The organism is Vreelandella salicampi, assembly GCF_013415105.1.
Lineage (GTDB): Bacteria > Pseudomonadota > Gammaproteobacteria > Pseudomonadales > Halomonadaceae > Vreelandella > Vreelandella salicampi.
The window spans coordinates 61,378-79,685 of the sequence record NZ_JACCDF010000013.1; the positions used below are offsets into that span (position 1 = coordinate 61,378).

An 18,308-nucleotide genomic window follows, 5' to 3' on the forward strand; every position below is an offset into this window, starting at 1 on the left:
GACCATGGAAAACCTCACTTCGACCCTCGCCAGTGTGTTGATCCCCGGCCACCATGTTGCCGTTGGCGCTCCTAGAGGACAGGAAACCCTGCCCGAGCGCCAGCTACTCTCTCAGGTATTCCTGAAGGCCATTGATGACCTGAAGAGCGACAACCTCAAGCACCAGTATTCGGCGGCTGAGTTCCTGGCTGGCCCGGTGGCAGAGGAGTACATCGGCCACCTTGGGCTGCCGGAGTGGACGCCGAAGCTGGCGCTGCTGATCCACGCCCAATGCGATCTTCGCTCGTGCCTGGAAATCCCCGATGACCTGGAGGACGTACTGAGCCGCTACCGGCCCGCCGTCAGGGGTGGCAACGAAGCCTCGCTGTGACTTGCCACACGCCATGCCGCTCGGCATCCTGCGGCCTGATCACGTCAGGCTCGACTACCGAGGAGGGGATAACGGCATGGCCGACTTTCGTTCGACAAGGATTGGCGTAGCCAACGCAGCCCGCATCCTCAATGTGCGGGTTGCGGAGCTGAAGGAAGCGGTGCGTCACGACCAGCCGCTGTACGGTGTTCACCTCCCCAAGCCAATCGGCTATCTGGGGGCCTCGGCCAAGGAAATGTACTTCACCGCTGGCGAGATCATGGACGCCGCAGACCAGATCGCACAGCAGCGCAAGGCCCCATAGCCATCACCTTCCAGGGTCGCGCCCGTTGTCCTCGGGCACGATGATACCGTTGAGCCTCCCTTCTGCTGGCGGTGCTGCCTGAAGTCGGCGCTCCTGAGCCGCCAGCCACCCTCGCTTCTCCTCAGCTTGCCGCTGCTCTGCCTGACGGGACGCCTGAAGGACGACGCCTCGGGCTTGTCCCTCCAGGGCGCGAGAATCGTCATGCGCTAGAGGCTGCTCGCTCTGTGACGCTGGGCTGGCCTGCGCCAGCATGGCTATCGGCATCCATAGTGCGCCAGCCGCCATGGCTCCCAGTGCCCAGCATCCTCAGCCTGGTTTGTCGCTGGGCGACACGCTGCCCCCTTTGGCGTTGACCCACGCCTCCAGCTCGCTCGCGCAGTCGTGCGGCAATCTGACCTCGACCGTGACGAAGGCTCGATCGACCTCGGCCCGAATCCGCTTGGCGGCTTGTGAGACAGCCGCCCGGCTGATGCCGTGGCGTTGCGCGGCCTCGGCATAGGTAGCGCACACTCCTTCGATCACTTCAACGGCAGCATCACAAGCCCTTCCGCGAAGCCTTAGCCTCGCCAGAGCTGCATAGAGCTGCCCCTTGCTGATGTCCCGATCTTCCACGCGCCCTCCTTAAAAGTGTGCATTGCACGCTAAAAATGCTTGATGTAAATACTTTTAGTGTCGTAATCTGTTTACATCGTACCGACAACGCAGCGAGGCCGCTACCGATGCAGCAAGACACGACGCAGCTCCCGTCCCCCGCCCTGGGCGCCATGGATGATCTGCTGGCGCGTCGAGAAAAGGCGCTGGCGCTGGTGCAGGGTGCAGCGGCGCAACTGGCCGAGGCCGCCTCCCTCATGCCCATCAGCAGCTTCCGGTTTGCTTCCATGCTCCGGCACCTGACCTGGCACGATCTCAGCGTTCGCCCCGAGGCGTTCTGTGACCGGCTCGCCAACGAGGCGCGGCAGACCTTCGATGCCAATGGCTGGCGCTGGTTGCTCGATAGCTCCGGCCTGGGTGACGTGATGACCGCCCAGGACAAGCAGGAGGTGCAGCGCCAGCTCAATGATGACCCTCTGCCGTTGAGCCGGGAGAACGTGCAATCGACCTTTGTGGCCCTGTTCGAGACACGCCATGAGGTATTCCGGCGCGGGGTGGTCGAGCTGTTCCAGAGCCTCTGCAAGCGGTATCGCAGCCACAGTGCGTTCAAGGTCAAGCGGCGGCTGGTGGTCGAGCAAGCGTTCAGTGAGCACGGCGGCTGGCGCAGTTTCGGGAGCGCCAGGGAGCGCGTGGATGACCTGGAGCGCATCTTGCTGGTGCTGGAGGGCCTGGAGCCTTCCCAAGTGCCCCATGAACAGCGGTTGGCCCACCGCCTGCAAGAGCAGCGCCATGCCGCCTTGATGGGCGATGGCGACCGGGCGGGGGAGATGGAAACGGAGTGGCTGGTTTGTCGCTGGTTTGCGAACGGGAACCTTCACCTCTGGCTGAAGCGCCCCGACCACATTGACCGGATCAACGGCCTGATCGCGGAACACTACGGCGCCGCGCTGGCGCACGAGCGCTACTAGGGAGGACACCTACATGATTCACGAAGCTATCGACACTCGCGCCAGCACCGAATACCTGGACGACCTCGGGGAGTTCTTCGCCCCCGTCTCCACCGACCTCATTGACGGCCTCGTGGGCGAGCGCCAGACGAGGAAAGCGGAGATCGAGGGACTGGCCAACCTCGTTCTTGGCGAGGGATACAGCGCGGCCATGGGCTACTTCCTGGAGGGGAACCAGCACGACCTCTCCCGATTCGGCGGCCATCAGGTATCACGGCTGTTCGATGTCGAGGGTGCCGTGGGGGCGCTGGATGCAGACATGTGGCAGCGGACGCTGGCGCTGACTGATGTGCTCGACGTGATGCCGGCTGACCGTCGCTATGAGTGGAATGACGAGATCCGCCGCCACAAGGCCCCTGCGTTCGAGGAGGCCACGGTTCGAGCCACCCTGGAGCAACTGCTGTTGCAGCGGGCCGAGTTCTTCGCCGAGAAGGTAGATGGGGTGTTCCGCGCCCTGTCGGGCCAGCATGTCACCAACCGCCCGGAAGGGTTCAGCAAGAAGATGATCTTCGGTGGCCTGCTCGACGTGCTGGACTTCATCGACTCTCGCCGCTGCGGCTATATCCACGACCTCCGCACTGTGCTGGCGCGTTTCATGGGGCGCGAGGAGCCCTTGCCGGGGACGACCCGCAAGGCCCTGGATCTCGTGAAGCGCCGCCTTGGGGTATGGCATGACCTGGATGGTGGCGCCATCCGGCTCAAGCTCTACAAGAAAGGCACCTGCCATGTGGAGGTTCACCCGGAGCTGGCGTATCGGCTCAATGCCATTCTGGCGAGCCGGTATCCGGCTGCGATCCCGGCTGCCTTCCGCAAGCGGCCCTCTGCTGGCGCCAGCAAGAAGCACTTTGCCGCCCTTCAGATGCCCCTGCCCTCGGCAGTGATCAGCCAGATCGCCGACGCCCGCCTCAACGGCCGCAAGCTCAGCCTCTCCTGGTACACGCTCGATCAGCAGTCGAAGCGCGAGCGCCAGGCCATCGAGGAGGCCCTGGCGGGCATCGGGGGTGCCAAGGTCGATATGGCGACCTTCGAGTTCGACTATGACCCCGAGGAGGCGCTGGCGCATCTCGTGATGACCGGCTGCCTGCCTGAGCAACGCTCGCACCAGTATTACCCGACCCCGGTGAGTGTGGCCGAGGAGGCTGTGGACCTCGCCGAGATCAGCCCTCACGACAAGATCCTGGAGCCGAGTGCAGGGCAGGGCCACCTGGCCGAGTGGCTGCCACAGGCGCAGACGACCTGCGTGGAGCTGGCGGACCTTCATTGCAAGGTGCTCGCGGCGAAGGGCTACACCTGTCACCACGCGGATTTTCTGGACTGGGCTGAAGATGGGCGCATGGCTGGCGCCTTCAGCAAAGTCGTCATGAACCCGCCCTTCAGCCACGGTCGTGCGGCCCTGCACCTTGCCGCTGCGGCGAAGTGTGTCACCCCAGGCGGTCGCCTGGTGGCCGTGCTCCCGGGCTCCCTGCGCGGCAAGGACGTGCTGCCGGGCTGGGACGTGTCCTGGTCGGCGCCTCGGCAGGGGGAGTTCGCGGGAACCGGCGTGACGGTCGTGCTCCTGGTGGCCGACCGCCCCGCCGTTTAACTGGCTGGCTGGCGCGGGCCGCCCGCTCGCGCCAGCTCAGGCCCTTGGGATAGCATCGCAAGGCGCGAGACAGGAAGGGTGATCGCATGGACCGTACTTGCCGAGAGGCGTATCAGTTATCGCATGAGCTGTACCGGACGCTGGGCAACTACCAGCCGTCCCCCTACGCTCCTTGGACGGCAGAAGACCTGGCCTGGCTGGCTGGCGCTGATGATGCGTCAGGCTGCTACCCCGATCGCGCCACCCCGGCGCCGGCCCCAACGACGCCGGCCCCTACCGACCAACTCGCCCTGTTCTGAGCCCGCGCCAGCAGGCGCTCCCCCTTGCCGCAGAGCGCGTGATGACCGCGCATCCAGCGCTGATCGAAAAAAAATCGCCCTCCCCCGCCATTTAGTGTCAGTGGCCGCCCTATCAGTCAGCGAGGCCCATTCGGGCACCTGATGAGAGAGCACCGCTGGGAGGCGGAATATGATGGGAGTTCGTGGTAGCACGCTGATCGGCGTGGCCATTCTTGTCTGGGTTGCATGGATCGTCCTGGCTACCGACTCAGAAGCTCGTATTGAGCGCACCTGCCAACCCGTTCTGTGGTTCGGCAATGTGGCAACGTCCCTTACACAGCTGACCTTCAATGAATATCAGGACTCGGTGCAGGAGAGCTTCGAGTCTGCCGACTACGCTTGCCGCTTTACCGTGTGGCGCCTGCTGCACGAAGACGCCTGGATTGAGAGCCAGCAAGGCACCGATCCCGAGGCGCCGACCGGGGAGGGCGAATGATGTTCGCACCCCGTCGATTCCCCGCTCTGTTTCGCACCCTGGCCACCACCCTGCTCGCCGTGGGGGTCAGTGCTGGCGCGACGGCTGCTGAACCACGCCCTGTCGCGCTGGTCGAGTTCGCCAGCTTCGATTGCCAGTTCTGCCAGGCAATGAGTGATCACCACCCGGCGATCGAGGCAGCCGTCGAAGACGCCGAGCTTGAGTACCGCTACGCCCCTCTCCCCTCCCACACCAGCCTCGAGCGTGCCTGGCGCGAGCGCACCTATTACGCCTCCCGTGAGATCCCTGGGATCGCTGAGGAGGTCCGTGAGGCGTTCCTGACAGCCGGGAAAACTGGCGTCCCTCTCGAAAACCTCGATGAGGTGCTGGCGCATCTCGAGCTTCACGTTCCCCAAGTCCGCTGGAACCCATTTTCTGAAGACCGCATTCAGGACCGCAGCTCAGTTGAGGCCATTGAGCGGGCCATCCGGCTGGCTCAGCGGGCCGAGCTGCGGGAGTACCCAGCCTTTGCTGTCGTCTCTCGCTCCGGTGTCGAGCTGCTGAGCCTGACTGGCGACGTGGATGAGAAGGCCGAGGCGGTAATCAAGTATCTGGAGAACCTTTGATGTCCTTGCGAAACCCCGTGCTGGCCGCCTCGCTCGTGGCCACCCTCGCTGGCTGTGTGGCCCAGCCACCGGCTGAGGAGCCCAAGCGATGGGAGGTGTTGCCTGACGCCTACAACACCCTGACCAGCCGCTATGTCCTAGTCCCGGGCTATGAGCACCTGGGTGTCTACGCCAACCGTACTTACAACTGGTACTACGGCGCCGGCAAAGGCCTGGAGCGGTATGCCCAGGGCGGCACCATCTACGACGAGGCGTACTGGCAGGCCCGCTACGCGGCCATGCCGGATGAGTACAAGGACGCCCTGGATGGCGTGCCGCTGGCGCGATTCCACTTCGAGTTCGACTCCACCGCCCTGACCCCGGCCTCCCAGCGAGAGCTTGCGTCCTTCCTGGATGGGGAAGCGCTCACCGGGCGCGTGCTCGTGGTCGGGTACACCGACCATATCGGACCCGAGACCTACAACGGTCCCCTCTCCCAACGCCGAGCCGATGCGATCGCTAGTGAGCTTCGCAAGGCCTGGCCTGATGCCCGCTTCCTGACGGAAGGGCATGGCACCTACCCCAAGCTGGTTGACGGCACGACCGATACAGCGCGGGCGGCCAACCGTCGCGCCGAGATTTTTCACCTGGAGGCAGATCAATGAACGTCTTTATCGCCCACGCCCAGATCCTCCGTAAGGAGCCGCCCAAGGAGCCCGGTCGCTCCGGCCTGATGGTCCTGAAGGTCGGCAAGAACAAGCGCACCACCGACGCGCTGATTCAGTCGGTGAACCAGATCATCGTGCGCATCCCGGGGCACCTGTCCGACCGTGCGGCCAAGCTGCCGGTGGATTCCTACATCGAGATTTTCGGCCATGTCGGCGGCATTGTGCGTCGCTCCCAGGTTTCCGGCGAGCAACACCTGAGCGCTGAGCTGGTGGCCAACAACATCCAGCCGGCCACGCCGATGATCGAGGGCAACATCGAGAAGCACCTGTTCAACCGCTTCATCGCGGTGGGCCTGCTGCGCGGCGTGAAGAGCCCGGAGAAGGAGGGGCCGCCCTCCACCGCCTACCTCCAGATTGGCCCGGATCGCCCGGACCTCGGCCGCTCGTTCCAGCATACCGGCGTGATCGGCATGGCGGCCTTTGGTCGTGTGGTCGACCGCCTCGCGGAGTATTCGGCCGGCACCGCTCTGCACGTCGAGGGTCGCGTCACCGGCCTGTTGCGAAAGATCCCCAAGCCAGGCGCCGAGGGCGGGTTCGAGGAGAGCCTGGAAGTCGGCCTGGTGATGGATCGGGTCACCCCAACTGCGATGGTCGCCGAGCGCATGCTGACCCCCTTCGAGGCGCCCAAGCCGGCCGCCGAGCGGCAGGACGCCACCCCGCAGTCCAGCGCCGAAAACGAGCGCCAGCCGGCGACGGCTGCTGATCAGGCTCAGAGCTAGGAGGTCGTCAGTGTTCGCCCTACCCGATTGTGCCGTTGAGATCGCCGCCTACTACGAGGTGCCCATCCAGGTAGTCGCTGCTGTCCGCCAGCAAGAAAGCGGGAGCCGCGGCCAAGCAGTCGGCCGTATCGGGCCGAACAAGAACGGCACCTATGACCTCGGTGCCATGCAGATCAATACATGGTGGCTCGATCCAGAGACCAACCGGAATCACCTCCAGCAGTGGGGGATTACCGAGCAGGAGCTGCTGGAAAACGAGTGTACGAACATCGCCGTTGGAACGTGGATTCTCTACGAGAACATCACGCGCTATGGCGACTGGGAAGCGGCCTTGGCCGCTTACAACGCAGGGTCACCGGAGAGCCCGGTAGGCCAGCAATACGCAAACCAAGTCCTTGCGACACTAGGAGATCAGTACCAATGACTACTTCCGTCGAGATCCGCGACACCAAGCCCAGCAAGTTCGCCCAGCTGCGCGAGTCGCTGACGACCAACAAGAAGCGCATCGGGGAGCGTTCCCTGCTGGTGGCCACCACGCTTTTCATGGCCATGCCCGCCTGGGCGCAGTCCACCGAGTTCCAGGACTTCGCCGACAAGGTGGAGGAGCTGGCGCATGGCCCGTTCGGTATCGGCATCTCCATCCTCGCGCTGATCATCGGCTGCCTGGTGGGTCTGGGTCGCCAGTCCGCAGCTCCCGCCTTCCTTGGCCTGGGGATTGCCGGCGCCTTCGCTGTCGGCCCCTTCATGATCAAGGAAATCTTCAGCTGGTTCTCAGGCACCTGAGAAGGAGTAACGGGTCATGTCCAACGAGTCCTATCGGATTCCACAAGATGTCGACGCGCCAATCCCCATCTTCGCGTGGGAAATGACCGAGGTGGTCGTGGCCATCATGGTCATCGGCGTGGGGATCATCATGCGGTTCTTCATCCCGGGCCTGGTGGCCGGGATCTTGCTCATGATGGCGGCCAAGAAGATGCGTGCCGGCCAGAAGCGGGGGCAGGTACAGCACGTCTTGTGGCGCATGGGGCTGCGGCTTGACCCGTTACTTGGCAAGTACGCCCCTCGTCCCATGCGCCTGGAGTACATCCGCTGATGAAATACCTCAACGCACTCCGTAATCAGTGGATCGCGGCCCGGGGCTGGATGTTCTGCACCCTGCTCCTGGCTGGGCTGCTGATCTACGTCATGCAGAGCTATGTGCAGCTGAGTGCCAACATGCCGACCCGGCTGGTCCCCTATGACCTGCACCTCATGGAGGGGCCAGTCGAGGTGGGCGCCAGCGCCGGCTACACCGATGAGGACTACCTCACCGAGATAGCCGTGGCTGACACCCAGCTGCACAGCACCTGGACCCCGAACAACGTCGAGAGCCAGTACGCACGCTTCCAGAACCGGATGACCCCGGCCCTGTACGCGAAGGTCGGCAACGACCTTCAGGGCCGCCTACCGGACCTGGAAAACTCCGAACGCTCCCAGGCGTTGTTCGTAGAGCACACCGAGGCCCTGGAAGACACCGTTCGGGTCACGGGACGGCTTCGCGCCTGGATCGGCAGCGAGCAGGTTGAAGACCGGCCGATCGCCTACCGGGTCCGCTACGCCTTCAGCGATGGCGTGCCCTACGTCGCTGGTTTCTCTGTGGAGGAAGAATGAACAAGCCCAAGATGCTGGGGCTGATCGCGGCGGCGGCCATGGTCGCCGCCCCCTTCGCCAGCGCCAGCGATGAAGTCCAAACGGTGGCTGTGTCCACTGATGCCTATAACCGGCTCGTGTTCCCCGAGCCGTACTCGCAGATCGTGATTCCCCCGGAAGCCGAGCTGCGTGATAACCCCGTGCCCACCGATGGTAAGCGGGGCCTGTTGATTCGACCGGCTGAGGATGCAGAGCCCTTCTCTGTCTTCGTTCAGCTGAAGAGCGGCGAGGCTTTCACTGTGAAGCTGGCGCCGGATGCTGACATCGAAGCCCAGGTGTTCCGCTACCGGAATGCCCCTGACCTCTCTGAAAAGCCCGAGCAGGAAAGCCGGCCCAAGGATCGCTGGATAGCCGACACCATTCTGTCCGCCTTCCAGGGTGGCCGCCCTGCCGGGTTCGAGCCATCGGGTCGCCCGTCTAGCGCCCGCATGGAAATGCCCAACGGCGGCACCCTCAAGCTCACCGCCCAGGACCAATACCGTGGCTCCGGCCATGTGGTGAACGTCTATGTCCTGTCGGCGGACACCTCCGTGGAGGTCGAGCCTCGAGACTTCTACCGGGCCGGCGTCGTGGCCATCTCCCTGGATGGGGATGTGGTGAGCGAGCGCCAGAACCCTCGGATGATCGTCGTGGAGGTGGACCGTGGCTGAAGAGCAAGGCAAACAGCAGCCCGAGGAAGGCGGTGGCGGCAAAGCCTCTGCCGTCTCCAAGGCCAAGTCCAAGATCGTGTCTCAAGGCCTGCTGGAGCGGGCGCAGACGCGCAAGTGGCTCCTCTATGGAGGGGCTGCATGTCTGGTGGTGTGGCTGGTGGCCAGTAAGGCTATCAGCGAGCGCAACAGTGATGATGACCGCGCCCCGCCGCCTCCCGAGTTCGTAGACACCTCGCCGAACACTCGCGAGGGCGAAGAAATCACGATCGCTCGACTTCAGCGCCAGCTTCGAGACGCCAATGAGCAGATTGCCCAGCAGCGTGAGCGCCAGGAGCAGCGTGACGAAGAGTTCATGGAGCAGCTGGAGTCGATCAAGTCTTCCATGGAGACCGAACGCGAGACGATGCAGACCACCATGGCTGAGCTGCGCGAGAGCCTGGTGAATGCCTCGGACAGCGACGGCGATGCTGGGGTACGGATTGGCACCGGGTCGCGTGACAACGACAGCGATGCCAGCCGCTCCCCGACTGATTACCTCCGGCCGCCGCGGGGCGATGACTCCGGTGTGGTTCCGCCGCCCCCGCTGGCGCGTCGTGACAGCGACTCAGGCCGAGGCAACCTGCCCCCGCGCCAGCAGGCCTCATCTGTTTCGAGCGGTGGGGTCATCCCCTCGCAACTGCCCCAGCTCCAGCAGCCCGATGAGCCTGCCGAACCTATCGTGCTCGATGGCTCGATCGGTGAGTCCAATGCCCGAATCATCCGCAACGAGGAAGTCGCTCAAGAGGATGACGAAGAGAATATGGGGCCGCCGAAGGCGGGGTTCCTCCCGATGGGCTCGTTCTCCGAGGTCGCGATGCTGACCGGGGCCGATTTCGGTGCCGCCGAACGGACGCGCAACAACCCGCAGCCGGTGCTCTTCCGCATCCAGAACGATGCCTTCCTCCCGGGTAGTGCCCGGTATCGCCTCGCCGACTGCTTTGGCATGGGCGGTGGCTACGGGGATCTCTCGAGCGAGCGGGCGCACATCAATGTCACCCGGATCTCCTGCGTCGACACCAAGACCGGGATGATGCTCGAGTCCCCCATCAATGGGTACATCGTGGACTCCGATGGCCGCCTGGGGCTGCGCGGCAATGTTGAGCGTCGTGCTGGCGCCCTGCTGGGCAAGGCCATGCTGGCTGGCTTTGCTGAAGGCGCCAGCAGCCTCGCGGCGACCGCTGCCCAGGGGGCAGAGCAGGCCGTGACCGGCAGTGGCGTGGTGACCACCGTTGACCCCGATAGCGTTGGCGAGGTGGGCCTGTACGGCGGTGCTGGCCGTGCCATGGAGATCCTGGCCGAGCGCTACATCGAAGAAGCCGAATCCATGTTCCCGGTGATCGAGGTTCCCTCTGGCCGCCGCGGGACCGTTGTGATCCAGGAAGGTCAGCAGCTTGAGTGGGAAGCCTACGAGCTGGCCGACAAGATGCCGACCCAGGAGTAACCCGATGACCAAGAAGCTGTTGATCCCCCTGGGCGCCCTGCTGTTCCTCGGCGGCTGCGCCACCGTCCAACATGACTGCGATCTCGGCGAAGAGTGCGTGGGCACCAGTGATGTCTACACCGCAGCCGTGGCCAATGAGGGCTCAAGCGAGTCGGTGATGGAGGGCGTGGAGCCCGCTTCCGAGGCTGAGGAGGAGCAGATCGAGCAGTGGCGCCCCTACAGCGGGGGTGGTCTCACTGACCAGCCGGTATACCAACCGGGCAAGCCCGTGCGTATCTGGGTGGCCCCGTGGCGCGGTGACGATGGGATTCTCCGCTCAGGCGAATACCTCTACGTCACCCTTCCCGATTCATGGCGCTATGGCGAGCTGCGCGAGGCAGGCGTCGGTGCCGGCATGATCGGGCCTGCTCCAGGCGAGCTGCACATTGCGCCTGCGGGCCGTGGGCGCCAGCCGAACCCGAACCGCATCCAGCCGCAAATGCAGATCGTCCCGGAGGAGTGAGATGAAGATCACTGCGATGACCCGCATGCGGCACCAGTTGCGCCGCATGATCCAGCAGGGGGCACCGGACTACGGAGACCGGGCTCTCCCTCTCCAGGCGGCCGAGGCGCTGACCGAGCGGGATGACCCGGCCACCCTGCTGCCCTACCTCGACTACGAGGATGGCTACTGTGTCAGGGATGATGGCAAGCACCCCCAGCTGGGGTTTGGCATCCAGTTCTCCCCGCTCATGGTCGCCGGCAAGGACATCGAGGAGCAGATCGAGTCGCTGATTACCCGGGCGCCAGCTGACACGGTGATTCAGTTCGTCGCGCACAGCTCTCCGGCGATCGAGGACCGCATCCAGACCTGGGAGACACGGCGGCTGCGTTACTGCAAAGACCCCATGCTCAAGGAGCTGGTGGAGCGCCGGAGCCAGCACATGCTCGATGCAGCGGCCAACAACAAGAGCCTGCTGCCGAACGAGCGCCTGTACCCTCGCGAGGTTCATTACTTCGCCTTCTTCACGATGACCTTCGACGGTGACCCGGAGCACGCTGAGGAGATCCGCTCGTGGCGCCACATGTGCGACGAGTTTCGCCAGTCGGTGCAGGGGGCCTTCGCCTCGATGGGACTTGGCCCCGCACTGATGAACGAGCTGGGCGCCCGTCGCGTGTTGCGCCGGATCGCCAATCCGCAGATGGTGCCTGGTGAGCTTCAGCGCCTCGAGGAGGAGGATGGGAGCTTTGTCGACTCGATATTCGACAAGCGCACCCGCGTCCGCGTGAAGTCGTCTGGCGCCATCCAGTTCAGCGATGACGAGCGCGAAGTCGACGTGGTGCCGATCACCATCGACACCTACCCGGACTACCTGCGGCTCTACATGACGGGTGACCTCCTGGGCGAGCTGAAGTCGGCCACCGACCGGATCGCGCCGGCTTACTGGATGCACACCACGATCTACAAGCCGTCGACCGAGAAGGCGCGGAACGACATCACCATGCGCATGGGGATGATCTCCAAGCAGTGCATGAGCGATTCCGAGTGGTACAAGGGCATGATGCCCCACCTGTTCACTCGGCGCCGGGACACCCAGCAGCTGCTCAACGACACCCGCTCGAGTTACTGCCCGGTGCGCATGTGGTCAGGGATCAACATCATCACCGAGCCAGAGCGTGCTGCCTCAGATGCCGACTACGTTACCTCTCTGTGGCGGAAGGCTGGGTTCCGGGCGTCCCGCGAGCGCTACATCACCCTGCCGATCTGGCTGTCCTCGCTGCCCTGGGGCTATAACCCGCGCATGGACAAGCCGACCTCGGGCCTCCAGCGGGCACAGATGGTCTCGAGCCTCAACGGGGCCTGTGCGTCGATCTGCCAGGGCGACTGGGGCGGCAATGGCCCGGTGGTCCGCAAAGACCCTCAGGGCAACCCGTACCTCTATGCCAACGGCCTGCTCCTGGTCTCGCGCCGGGGGCAAATGTCGTGCATCGACATTTTCGACTCGGCGACCTCCTACAACTTCTCGGTCATCGCGACCTCGGGGGCGGGCAAGTCATTCCTCGCCAACGAGTTCGTCACCGACATGCGTTGTCGGGATGGTGTGGTGCGGATCATCGACGTGGGCGGCTCCTACAAGGAGCTGTGCGAGCTGCTGGGCGGCCAGGAGCTGCGCTTCGACCCCAACTACCCTGTGTCCCTCAACCCCTTTTGGGGCATCCGTGGCAAGCAGCGCTACGACGATGATGACGGGGGGAGCGAGATCGCCGAGATGATCCCGGTCCTCAAGGACGCTATCTCGCAGATGGCCTTCCCGCTTGGGGAGCCGGACAACTACGAGTACCAGCTGATCGAGAAAGCCATCCTGGAGAGCCATGACGCGCACGGTGAGGTCATGGAGACCCAGCACGTCTACCAGTGGCTGGCGAAACGGGCAGACAGTGATCCCGTGGCCAAGAACATCGCGTTGCAGCTGGAGCCCTATGCGGTCGGCCGCCACGCTGCCTGGTTCAACGGCGAGCCGCAGCTGGACCTCTCCAACGAGTTCACGATCCTCGAGCTGGAAGAGCTGAACGTCGACCGCGAGCTGCGCAACGTGGTGATGACGCTGCTGATGGCGCGGACCACCCGGGACATGTACCTGCGCCCCCGCAACATCCCCAAGATGATGCTGATCGATGAGGCCTGGGATCTGCTGGCGGACCCCAAGAGCGGCAAGTTCATCGAGACCGCTTTCCGCCGTATCCGTAAGTATTACGGCAGCGCCGGCTTCATCACCCAGGGCTTCAAGGACACCGACCTCTCGCCGGCTGCCCAGGCTGCCTTCGATAACGCGCCCTGGACGTTTGTGCTCAAGCAGTCCGGCCCCTCGCTGGACTATGCCGAGAAGAACGGCAAGCTGGGCGGCGAGGACGAGTTCCTGTTCGACATGCTGCGAGGCGTGAAGCCCGGGGCGGGCTACTCCGAGGTGTTCGTCAAGCACGAGAGCGGCGGTGGTCTCTTCAGGTTCGTGGTCGACCCCTACTCGTACTTCCTCTACTCGACCAACCCGAAGGATCAGGCTCGCTTGATGAAGCTCACCGAGGCGGGCCACAGCACTCAGGAAGCCATCCGCATGCTCGCCGAAGGGCGAGGGTAGGGTTGGCTGGTGCTGGCGCTTCTATCCGCCCTGTCGGCCTGTCTCGCTGGGGCGGTGGGCTACTCGGTCATGGTGGTGCTGCCTGTGGTGGTGTTCATCGGGGCGCCTCTGGAGCTGCTGCGTCCACCGGGCGAGATGGCCGTCTCGCACACCCTGGCCCAAGGCACCATTCTGGCGGGAGCCGCCGTCTCCATCCTCGCTTGGCTAGGGTATCGGCTGGCGCCAGCCAGCTACCGGGTCGGCCGTCTGTTCCCCGGGGCTCGCGAGCTGGCTGATCGCGTCTGGGTCTACGAGTCCCCTGCCCTTCAGGCCTATGCCATGCCTAGCCCTACGGGTGGCGTGGTCGTTCTGACGCGGGCTGCCCTGAACCTCCCCAAGGCAGAGCTTGACTGGCTGCTGGCGCACGAGCGATCGCACCTGCGCCGGGGGGATGCCTCGGCCAATCTCTGGTGGTGGACCCAGCACCTCATCCTGCGGCTGGCGCTCCGTGTGGCCCTGGTGATTCACACGCTGCTGCGTCCCGTGCCTGTCCTGGGGCTGGTCAGCCGCCTCTATTACAACGTCGCCTTCCTGGGCTTGCGGCTGGCGCTGTGGCTGTTCAAGGCGCTAGACCGGCACCTGGGCCGCCTCATGGAGTATCGCGCTGACAGCGATGCCGCACGCGCCACCACGGCGGTGGCCGGCTGCTATCTCCTGAGCCGCCTGCCAGCTGGCCTAGAACCCAGCTGGGGGCTTTTCTCCACTCACCCGCCCACCTATCGGCGGATTCGGCGTCTGGAGCGCATGATATGAGCCTGATGGGCTATCGCTCGACTCTCCTGCGATCCGTCATTGCCCTGACGGTCTTCTACAGCCTTGCTGGCATGGTGGCCTTCTACGCCATGGGGCCAGAAGCGCTCCAGGCGTGGCTGGAGGCTCGTGGTTTCTGGGATGCGGACAGGGGTGACATCAATCCCGCGAACGCCGCCTCTGCCGCCACAGAGGCGGTGGTGGCCAGGGTAGATACTGTCTGGCCCTGGCTGGTTGGCGGCATGGGCGTGGGGACGCTGATCGTCCTCATGGTGGTGTTGGTCGGCCGGGTCGTGCGTCGGTATCGAGCGAAGTCCCGGGGCGAGTTTCGTGGCATGGATCTCACCATCACGTCCATGCCCACACCCGCCCCGGTGAAGTTCAAGCCGATCAAGGCACAGCTGGCGGGTGACGTGCCCCGCCATCATCTCCCGCTGATTCACCAGCTGCTGGGCTACCTGCAAGCACACCCTGACGCCTACTGCGGGGATGGCCATGGGACGACGCTGCTCGAGCACCACCTCGGCGTCATGGATCAGGCCTTCGAGTATGAAGGGGCCGACCCTCTTCTGCCCCTTGCTGCGGCAGCGCACGACATCGGCAAGACGATTTCGCATGCGAAACTGGACGGCGAATGGGTACGGCTCTCCCCTCACGACAAGGAGGGTGGTCGACTCCTGCCGAAGTTTCCCGCCTGGTGGGAGCTGCCTGATGATGAACGGGCGATCCTTCTGCTGGCGGTCAAGTACGAGCACTCGCCCTCCAAGATGCCGCGCACCTTCCCAGGGCTCACCGACAAAGGCCTGCGTCGAGCGAGCACCCTCCTCCAGCAGCTACGGGAAATCGATGGGCTCACGACGCGCACCGAGAAGAGCAAGGTTCTGGAGTCAGTGGATGTGGAGGAGCTGGCGATCGATGCCTTCCTGCGCGTCATCCCCCTGGTGCCTTATCAGGTCAAGGGCCTGGCCAAGGGGGTGAAGGCGGCGGGCTTTCGCGTGGGCGACCGCCTGTACCTGTCCGAGCCGATGATCCGTGAAGCCGCCCTAACCAAGCTGGGGCAGGGTGTTGCCGAGGCGCTTGGCGGCGGCTATCGCGCCCCTGGCAAGACTGGGCAGTTCACACAGATCCTCTTGAAGGCGCTCCATGATCGCGGGTGGCTGGTGACCGAAGCCGAGGGCGTGCCGGAAGGCAGTGAGACAAGCAAGACGTGGACGCTACCAGCTGATCAGGCGCTGTGGCGCGTGCGATCCGGCATCATTGAGTTCCGGGGCATGATCGCTGTCGAGCTGCCTGAGGAGCATCACGGGCTTTATCCGCGAGAGACAGCCTATGAGGTGACGGTGATCGGCCCACTGCGCACCAGCGCTGGCAGTGGCGTCGTGCCGACCAAGGACAGCGGGAAGCGTGAAGAGCGTGCCGAGATTCCCAAGGGCATCCCTGCCTCCGAGGTATGCGAGGTCAGCCTCTTCGCCGCTTCACAACCTGGAGGCGAGGCCGGGAAGGTGGAGCCGCCAGCTGCCGGTGGGGATGTTGCACCGAAAGGCGAGGAGCCTGCGCCGAGCAAGGCCCAGAAGGACAGCCCGCCTTGGCTGCTCGAGGATGGTGACAGCGCCAGCACGGCGTCAGTCAGCAGTGGGGACGCTGCACCGATGGACGAGCCCGTAGGTGGGAACGCTGCACCGAAAGAGGCTGCGGCTGCCGTTGGGGATGCTGCACCGAAGGGCGACCCGGTAGGTGGGGATGCTGCACCGAAAGGAGGGGAAGCCGCTGGCGCTGGGGTTGTCCCGGCCCAGGATGAGGCCTCGAAAAGTGACGTGTCATGGCTGCTGGATGATGGTTTCGAGGATGCCGCGCCGCCAGTCAGCGGTGGGGATGCTGCACCGAAGGACGATCCAATAGGTGGGAACGCTGCACCGAAAGAGGCTGCGGCTGCCGGTGGGGATGCTGCACCGAAGGATGAGCCGGTAGGTGGGGATGCTGCACCGAAAGGAGGGGAAGCCGCTGGCGCGGCCGGTGAGCCCGCCCCAGAGCAGGCCTCGAAGCATGACGCCTCCTGGCTCCTCGAGGACGATGACAGCGCCAGTACAGCGCCAGCCAACGGTGGGGATACTGCACCGAAAGAGGCTGCGGCGGCCGGTGGGAACGCTGCACCGAAGGGCGACCCGGTAGGTGGGGATGTTGCGCCGAAAGGCGAGCAGGCCGCCGACGCAGCCGGTGAGCCCAGCCCAGAGCAGGCCCCGAAGCATGACGCCTCCTGGCTCCTCGAGGACGATCACGGCGCCAGCAAGGCCTCAGCCAGCGGTGGGGATGCTGCACCGAAGGATGACCCGGTAGGTGGGAATACTGCACCGAAAGAGGCTGCGGCGGCCGATGGGAACGCTGCACCGAAGGGCGAGCAGGCCGCCGACGCGGCCGGTGAGGCCGCCCCGGAGCATGACGCCTCCTGGCTCCTCGAGGACGATGACAGCGCCAACACGGCCTCAGCCAGCGGTGGGGATGCTGCACCGAAAGAGGTTGCGGCGGCCGGTGGGGACGCTGCACCGAAGGGCGATCCGATAGGTGGGGATGCTGCGCCGAAAGGCGAGGAGCCCACCCCGGAGCAGGCCCCGAAGCATGACGCCTCCTGGCTCCTCGAGGACGATGACAGCGCCAGCACAGCGCCAGCCAGCGGTGGGAATACTGCACCGATAGAGGTTGCGGCGGCCGGTGGGAACGCTGCACCGAAGGACGACCCGGTAGGTGGGGATGCTGCACCGAAAGAGGCTGCGGCGTCCGGTGGGGATACTGCACCGAAGGACGACCCGGTAGGTGGGGATGTTGCACCGAAAGGCGAGCAGGCCGAGGAAGGAGCCCAGGAGGCCGAGGCGAAATTGTCGCCAATCGAGCGGCGGTTGCAGAAGCGCCGAGCTAAGGCGAAGAAGGCAGCCGCCAGCCACTCAGGTGGGAGTGCGTCACAAGCTGGCAGCGACAATGGTGCTGGCGCGAAGGGCAAGCGAGCAAAGGCCGAGGTGGCAGGGCCGCCCAAGCTCTTCAGCTGATCCTTGCGGGAGGCCACCGGAGTCATGGCCATCCCTATCTCTCCTCGAGACCTGCAATCCCGCAGGAATGAGGAGAGAGACCATGCAGAACACTGAAGACGTGCTGATCGTTCGGGAGGAGAGCGACCTCCGTGGATTCTGGCGAGCGTATGAGCGCCACCATGAAGGTGCAGACCCTGCCGAATTCGGTATTGAGCGCAGATGCGCCCAGGTGCGGTTCCATCGACGTGATTGGCCCTGTTCGGCCTCCGCGAGGCTTTCGATCGATGGCCAGCGCCGCACTTATCCGGTCACGCACGGGCTCTATGGCCTAGTTGTCCGCCCGGATCGCTGATTCCCTGCCTCCCCCAGCTGCTGCTGCGGGAGGCTTCCCTCCAAGTGTCACCCCACCCCCTACCTCCTTATGAGACCTGCATTAGAGCAGGAATGAGGAGGAAAACATGTTTGAGAAGATCCGACGATGGTTGCGAGAGCGACCTCCACTGATGAGGCCTGCAAGCCTCCAGGTTGTCACAGAGGATGTGCGTAAGCTGGGTATCGGCGCCATGGGTGCCGGCGTACTCGGGTTATTCGCCCCAAGTGACAAGATCGCCCTAGGCGATTCCGTTGCCTTGTTTGCTCTGGGTGCTATCATCTGGGTAACAGGCATCATGCTGCATGCGCTCAACGAGCGCAGCCGACCTGATACCGAGGAGTAGGTTATGACACCTTTTGGTTGGATGATCTTGGCTTTTGCCCTGCTTATGGCAGGCGTTTGTGGTTTCACTTACGTTCAGATTTTGCGCAACGATCACCAGCAGCATCGCAACGGCAATAGTTAGCCCAATCCTGGAGATTGTCATTCTCGCCAGGACAAATCATTGTGATTTGCTATTCAACAGGCTCCC

Annotated in this window: 24 protein-coding genes; 21 read left to right on the forward strand and 3 right to left on the reverse strand. The window is 64.4% G+C overall.

Features of this window, described 5'->3' with window-relative positions:
* Window positions 1-4: 4 nt before the first annotated feature.
* Window positions 5-370, forward strand: a complete 366-nt coding sequence (locus HZS81_RS14185) for a hypothetical protein (protein WP_179931197.1) — start codon at window positions 5-7, stop codon at window positions 368-370.
* A gap of 76 nt (window positions 371-446) precedes the next feature.
* The gene (locus HZS81_RS14190; RefSeq protein ID WP_179931198.1) at window positions 447-674 is read left to right on the forward strand and encodes a hypothetical protein; all 228 of its coding nucleotides are present in this window, start codon (window positions 447-449) and stop codon (window positions 672-674) included.
* Window positions 675-677: 3 nt separating this feature from the next.
* Here the strand turns inward: HZS81_RS14190 and HZS81_RS14195 are convergent, their stop codons facing one another.
* Window positions 678-959 (reverse strand): hypothetical protein, encoded by a 282-nt coding sequence (locus HZS81_RS14195; RefSeq protein WP_179931199.1) that lies wholly within the window; start codon window positions 957-959, stop codon window positions 678-680.
* 21 nt (window positions 960-980) lie between these two features.
* Window positions 981-1,286 (reverse strand): hypothetical protein, encoded by a 306-nt coding sequence (locus HZS81_RS14200; protein ID WP_022524264.1) that lies wholly within the window; start codon window positions 1,284-1,286, stop codon window positions 981-983.
* 107 nt (window positions 1,287-1,393) lie between these two features.
* Here HZS81_RS14200 and HZS81_RS14205 point away from each other — a divergent pair, with 107 nt between their 5' ends.
* The 16 genes from HZS81_RS14205 to HZS81_RS14280 all read left to right on the forward strand — a co-directional run bounded on the left by HZS81_RS14205 (window position 1,394) and on the right by HZS81_RS14280 (window position 14,386).
* On the forward strand, window positions 1,394-2,233 hold the full coding sequence (locus HZS81_RS14205; protein WP_179931200.1) for a DUF4942 domain-containing protein: 840 nt from the start codon (window positions 1,394-1,396) through the stop codon (window positions 2,231-2,233).
* A gap of 13 nt (window positions 2,234-2,246) precedes the next feature.
* The gene (locus HZS81_RS14210; RefSeq protein ID WP_206679562.1) at window positions 2,247-3,854 is read left to right on the forward strand and encodes a DUF4942 domain-containing protein; all 1,608 of its coding nucleotides are present in this window, start codon (window positions 2,247-2,249) and stop codon (window positions 3,852-3,854) included.
* Between the two features lie 86 nt (window positions 3,855-3,940).
* Window positions 3,941-4,153 (forward strand): hypothetical protein, encoded by a 213-nt coding sequence (locus HZS81_RS14215; protein WP_022524267.1) that lies wholly within the window; start codon window positions 3,941-3,943, stop codon window positions 4,151-4,153.
* Between the two features lie 169 nt (window positions 4,154-4,322).
* Window positions 4,323-4,628, forward strand: a complete 306-nt coding sequence (locus HZS81_RS14220) for a hypothetical protein (protein ID WP_074211726.1) — start codon at window positions 4,323-4,325, stop codon at window positions 4,626-4,628.
* Window positions 4,625-5,233 carry a DsbA family protein gene (locus tag HZS81_RS14225; RefSeq protein WP_179931201.1) on the forward strand — a complete coding sequence of 203 codons (609 nt, stop codon included), beginning with the start codon at window positions 4,625-4,627 and terminating at the stop codon, window positions 5,231-5,233. The genes HZS81_RS14220 and HZS81_RS14225 overlap by 4 nt, the downstream gene beginning before the upstream one ends.
* Complete coding sequence (locus HZS81_RS14230) at window positions 5,233-5,877, forward strand: OmpA family protein (protein ID WP_053857272.1); 645 nt, start codon at window positions 5,233-5,235, stop codon at window positions 5,875-5,877. The genes HZS81_RS14225 and HZS81_RS14230 overlap by 1 nt, the downstream gene beginning before the upstream one ends.
* The gene (locus HZS81_RS14235; RefSeq protein ID WP_179931202.1) at window positions 5,874-6,659 is read left to right on the forward strand and encodes a hypothetical protein; all 786 of its coding nucleotides are present in this window, start codon (window positions 5,874-5,876) and stop codon (window positions 6,657-6,659) included. The genes HZS81_RS14230 and HZS81_RS14235 overlap by 4 nt, the downstream gene beginning before the upstream one ends.
* A gap of 10 nt (window positions 6,660-6,669) precedes the next feature.
* A complete protein-coding gene (locus tag HZS81_RS14240; protein ID WP_022524272.1) occupies window positions 6,670-7,083 on the forward strand; it encodes a lytic transglycosylase domain-containing protein in 414 nt (137 codons plus the stop codon).
* Entirely contained in the window at window positions 7,080-7,442 is a 363-nt protein-coding gene (locus tag HZS81_RS14245; RefSeq protein ID WP_022524273.1) for a TrbC/VirB2 family protein, read from the forward strand. The genes HZS81_RS14240 and HZS81_RS14245 overlap by 4 nt, the downstream gene beginning before the upstream one ends.
* 16 nt (window positions 7,443-7,458) lie before the next feature.
* Window positions 7,459-7,752: a type IV conjugative transfer system protein TraL gene (traL, locus tag HZS81_RS14250; RefSeq protein WP_022524274.1), complete on the forward strand. Its 294-nt coding sequence runs from the start codon at window positions 7,459-7,461 to the stop codon at window positions 7,750-7,752.
* On the forward strand, window positions 7,752-8,309 hold the full coding sequence (locus HZS81_RS14255; protein ID WP_022524275.1) for a TraE/TraK family type IV conjugative transfer system protein: 558 nt from the start codon (window positions 7,752-7,754) through the stop codon (window positions 8,307-8,309). Before traL ends, HZS81_RS14255 begins: the two co-directional genes overlap by 1 nt.
* The gene (locus HZS81_RS14260) at window positions 8,306-8,998 is read left to right on the forward strand and encodes a TraK domain-containing protein (RefSeq protein WP_179931203.1); all 693 of its coding nucleotides are present in this window, start codon (window positions 8,306-8,308) and stop codon (window positions 8,996-8,998) included. Before HZS81_RS14255 ends, HZS81_RS14260 begins: the two co-directional genes overlap by 4 nt.
* Window positions 8,991-10,478, forward strand: a complete 1,488-nt coding sequence (locus tag HZS81_RS18245) for a TrbI/VirB10 family protein (RefSeq protein WP_179931204.1) — start codon at window positions 8,991-8,993, stop codon at window positions 10,476-10,478. Before HZS81_RS14260 ends, HZS81_RS18245 begins: the two co-directional genes overlap by 8 nt.
* Before the next feature lie 4 nt (window positions 10,479-10,482).
* Complete coding sequence (locus HZS81_RS14270; RefSeq protein ID WP_179931205.1) at window positions 10,483-10,980, forward strand: TraV family lipoprotein; 498 nt, start codon at window positions 10,483-10,485, stop codon at window positions 10,978-10,980.
* Between the two features lies 1 nt (window position 10,981).
* Window positions 10,982-13,594 carry a TraG/VirB4 family ATPase gene (locus HZS81_RS14275; protein ID WP_179931206.1) on the forward strand — a complete coding sequence of 871 codons (2,613 nt, stop codon included), beginning with the start codon at window positions 10,982-10,984 and terminating at the stop codon, window positions 13,592-13,594.
* A gap of 9 nt (window positions 13,595-13,603) precedes the next feature.
* Window positions 13,604-14,386 (forward strand): M48 family metallopeptidase, encoded by a 783-nt coding sequence (locus HZS81_RS14280; protein ID WP_022524280.1) that lies wholly within the window; start codon window positions 13,604-13,606, stop codon window positions 14,384-14,386.
* On the opposite strand, the gene HZS81_RS14285 is transcribed toward HZS81_RS14280, so the two are convergent.
* Window positions 14,350-15,000, reverse strand: a complete 651-nt coding sequence (locus tag HZS81_RS14285; protein ID WP_179931207.1) for a hypothetical protein — start codon at window positions 14,998-15,000, stop codon at window positions 14,350-14,352. The two genes, HZS81_RS14280 and HZS81_RS14285, sit on opposite strands and share 37 nt — an antisense overlap.
* Before the next feature lie 378 nt (window positions 15,001-15,378).
* Here HZS81_RS14285 and HZS81_RS14290 point away from each other — a divergent pair, with 378 nt between their 5' ends.
* From HZS81_RS14290 to HZS81_RS14300, 3 genes are all read left to right on the forward strand, one after another.
* Window positions 15,379-17,421, forward strand: a complete 2,043-nt coding sequence (locus HZS81_RS14290; protein ID WP_179931208.1) for a hypothetical protein — start codon at window positions 15,379-15,381, stop codon at window positions 17,419-17,421.
* A gap of 82 nt (window positions 17,422-17,503) precedes the next feature.
* A complete protein-coding gene (locus HZS81_RS14295) occupies window positions 17,504-17,755 on the forward strand; it encodes a hypothetical protein (RefSeq protein WP_179931209.1) in 252 nt (83 codons plus the stop codon).
* A 106-nt stretch (window positions 17,756-17,861) separates the two neighbouring features.
* Window positions 17,862-18,119 carry a hypothetical protein gene (locus HZS81_RS14300; RefSeq protein WP_022524282.1) on the forward strand — a complete coding sequence of 86 codons (258 nt, stop codon included), beginning with the start codon at window positions 17,862-17,864 and terminating at the stop codon, window positions 18,117-18,119.
* Window positions 18,120-18,308: the final 189 nt, after the last annotated feature.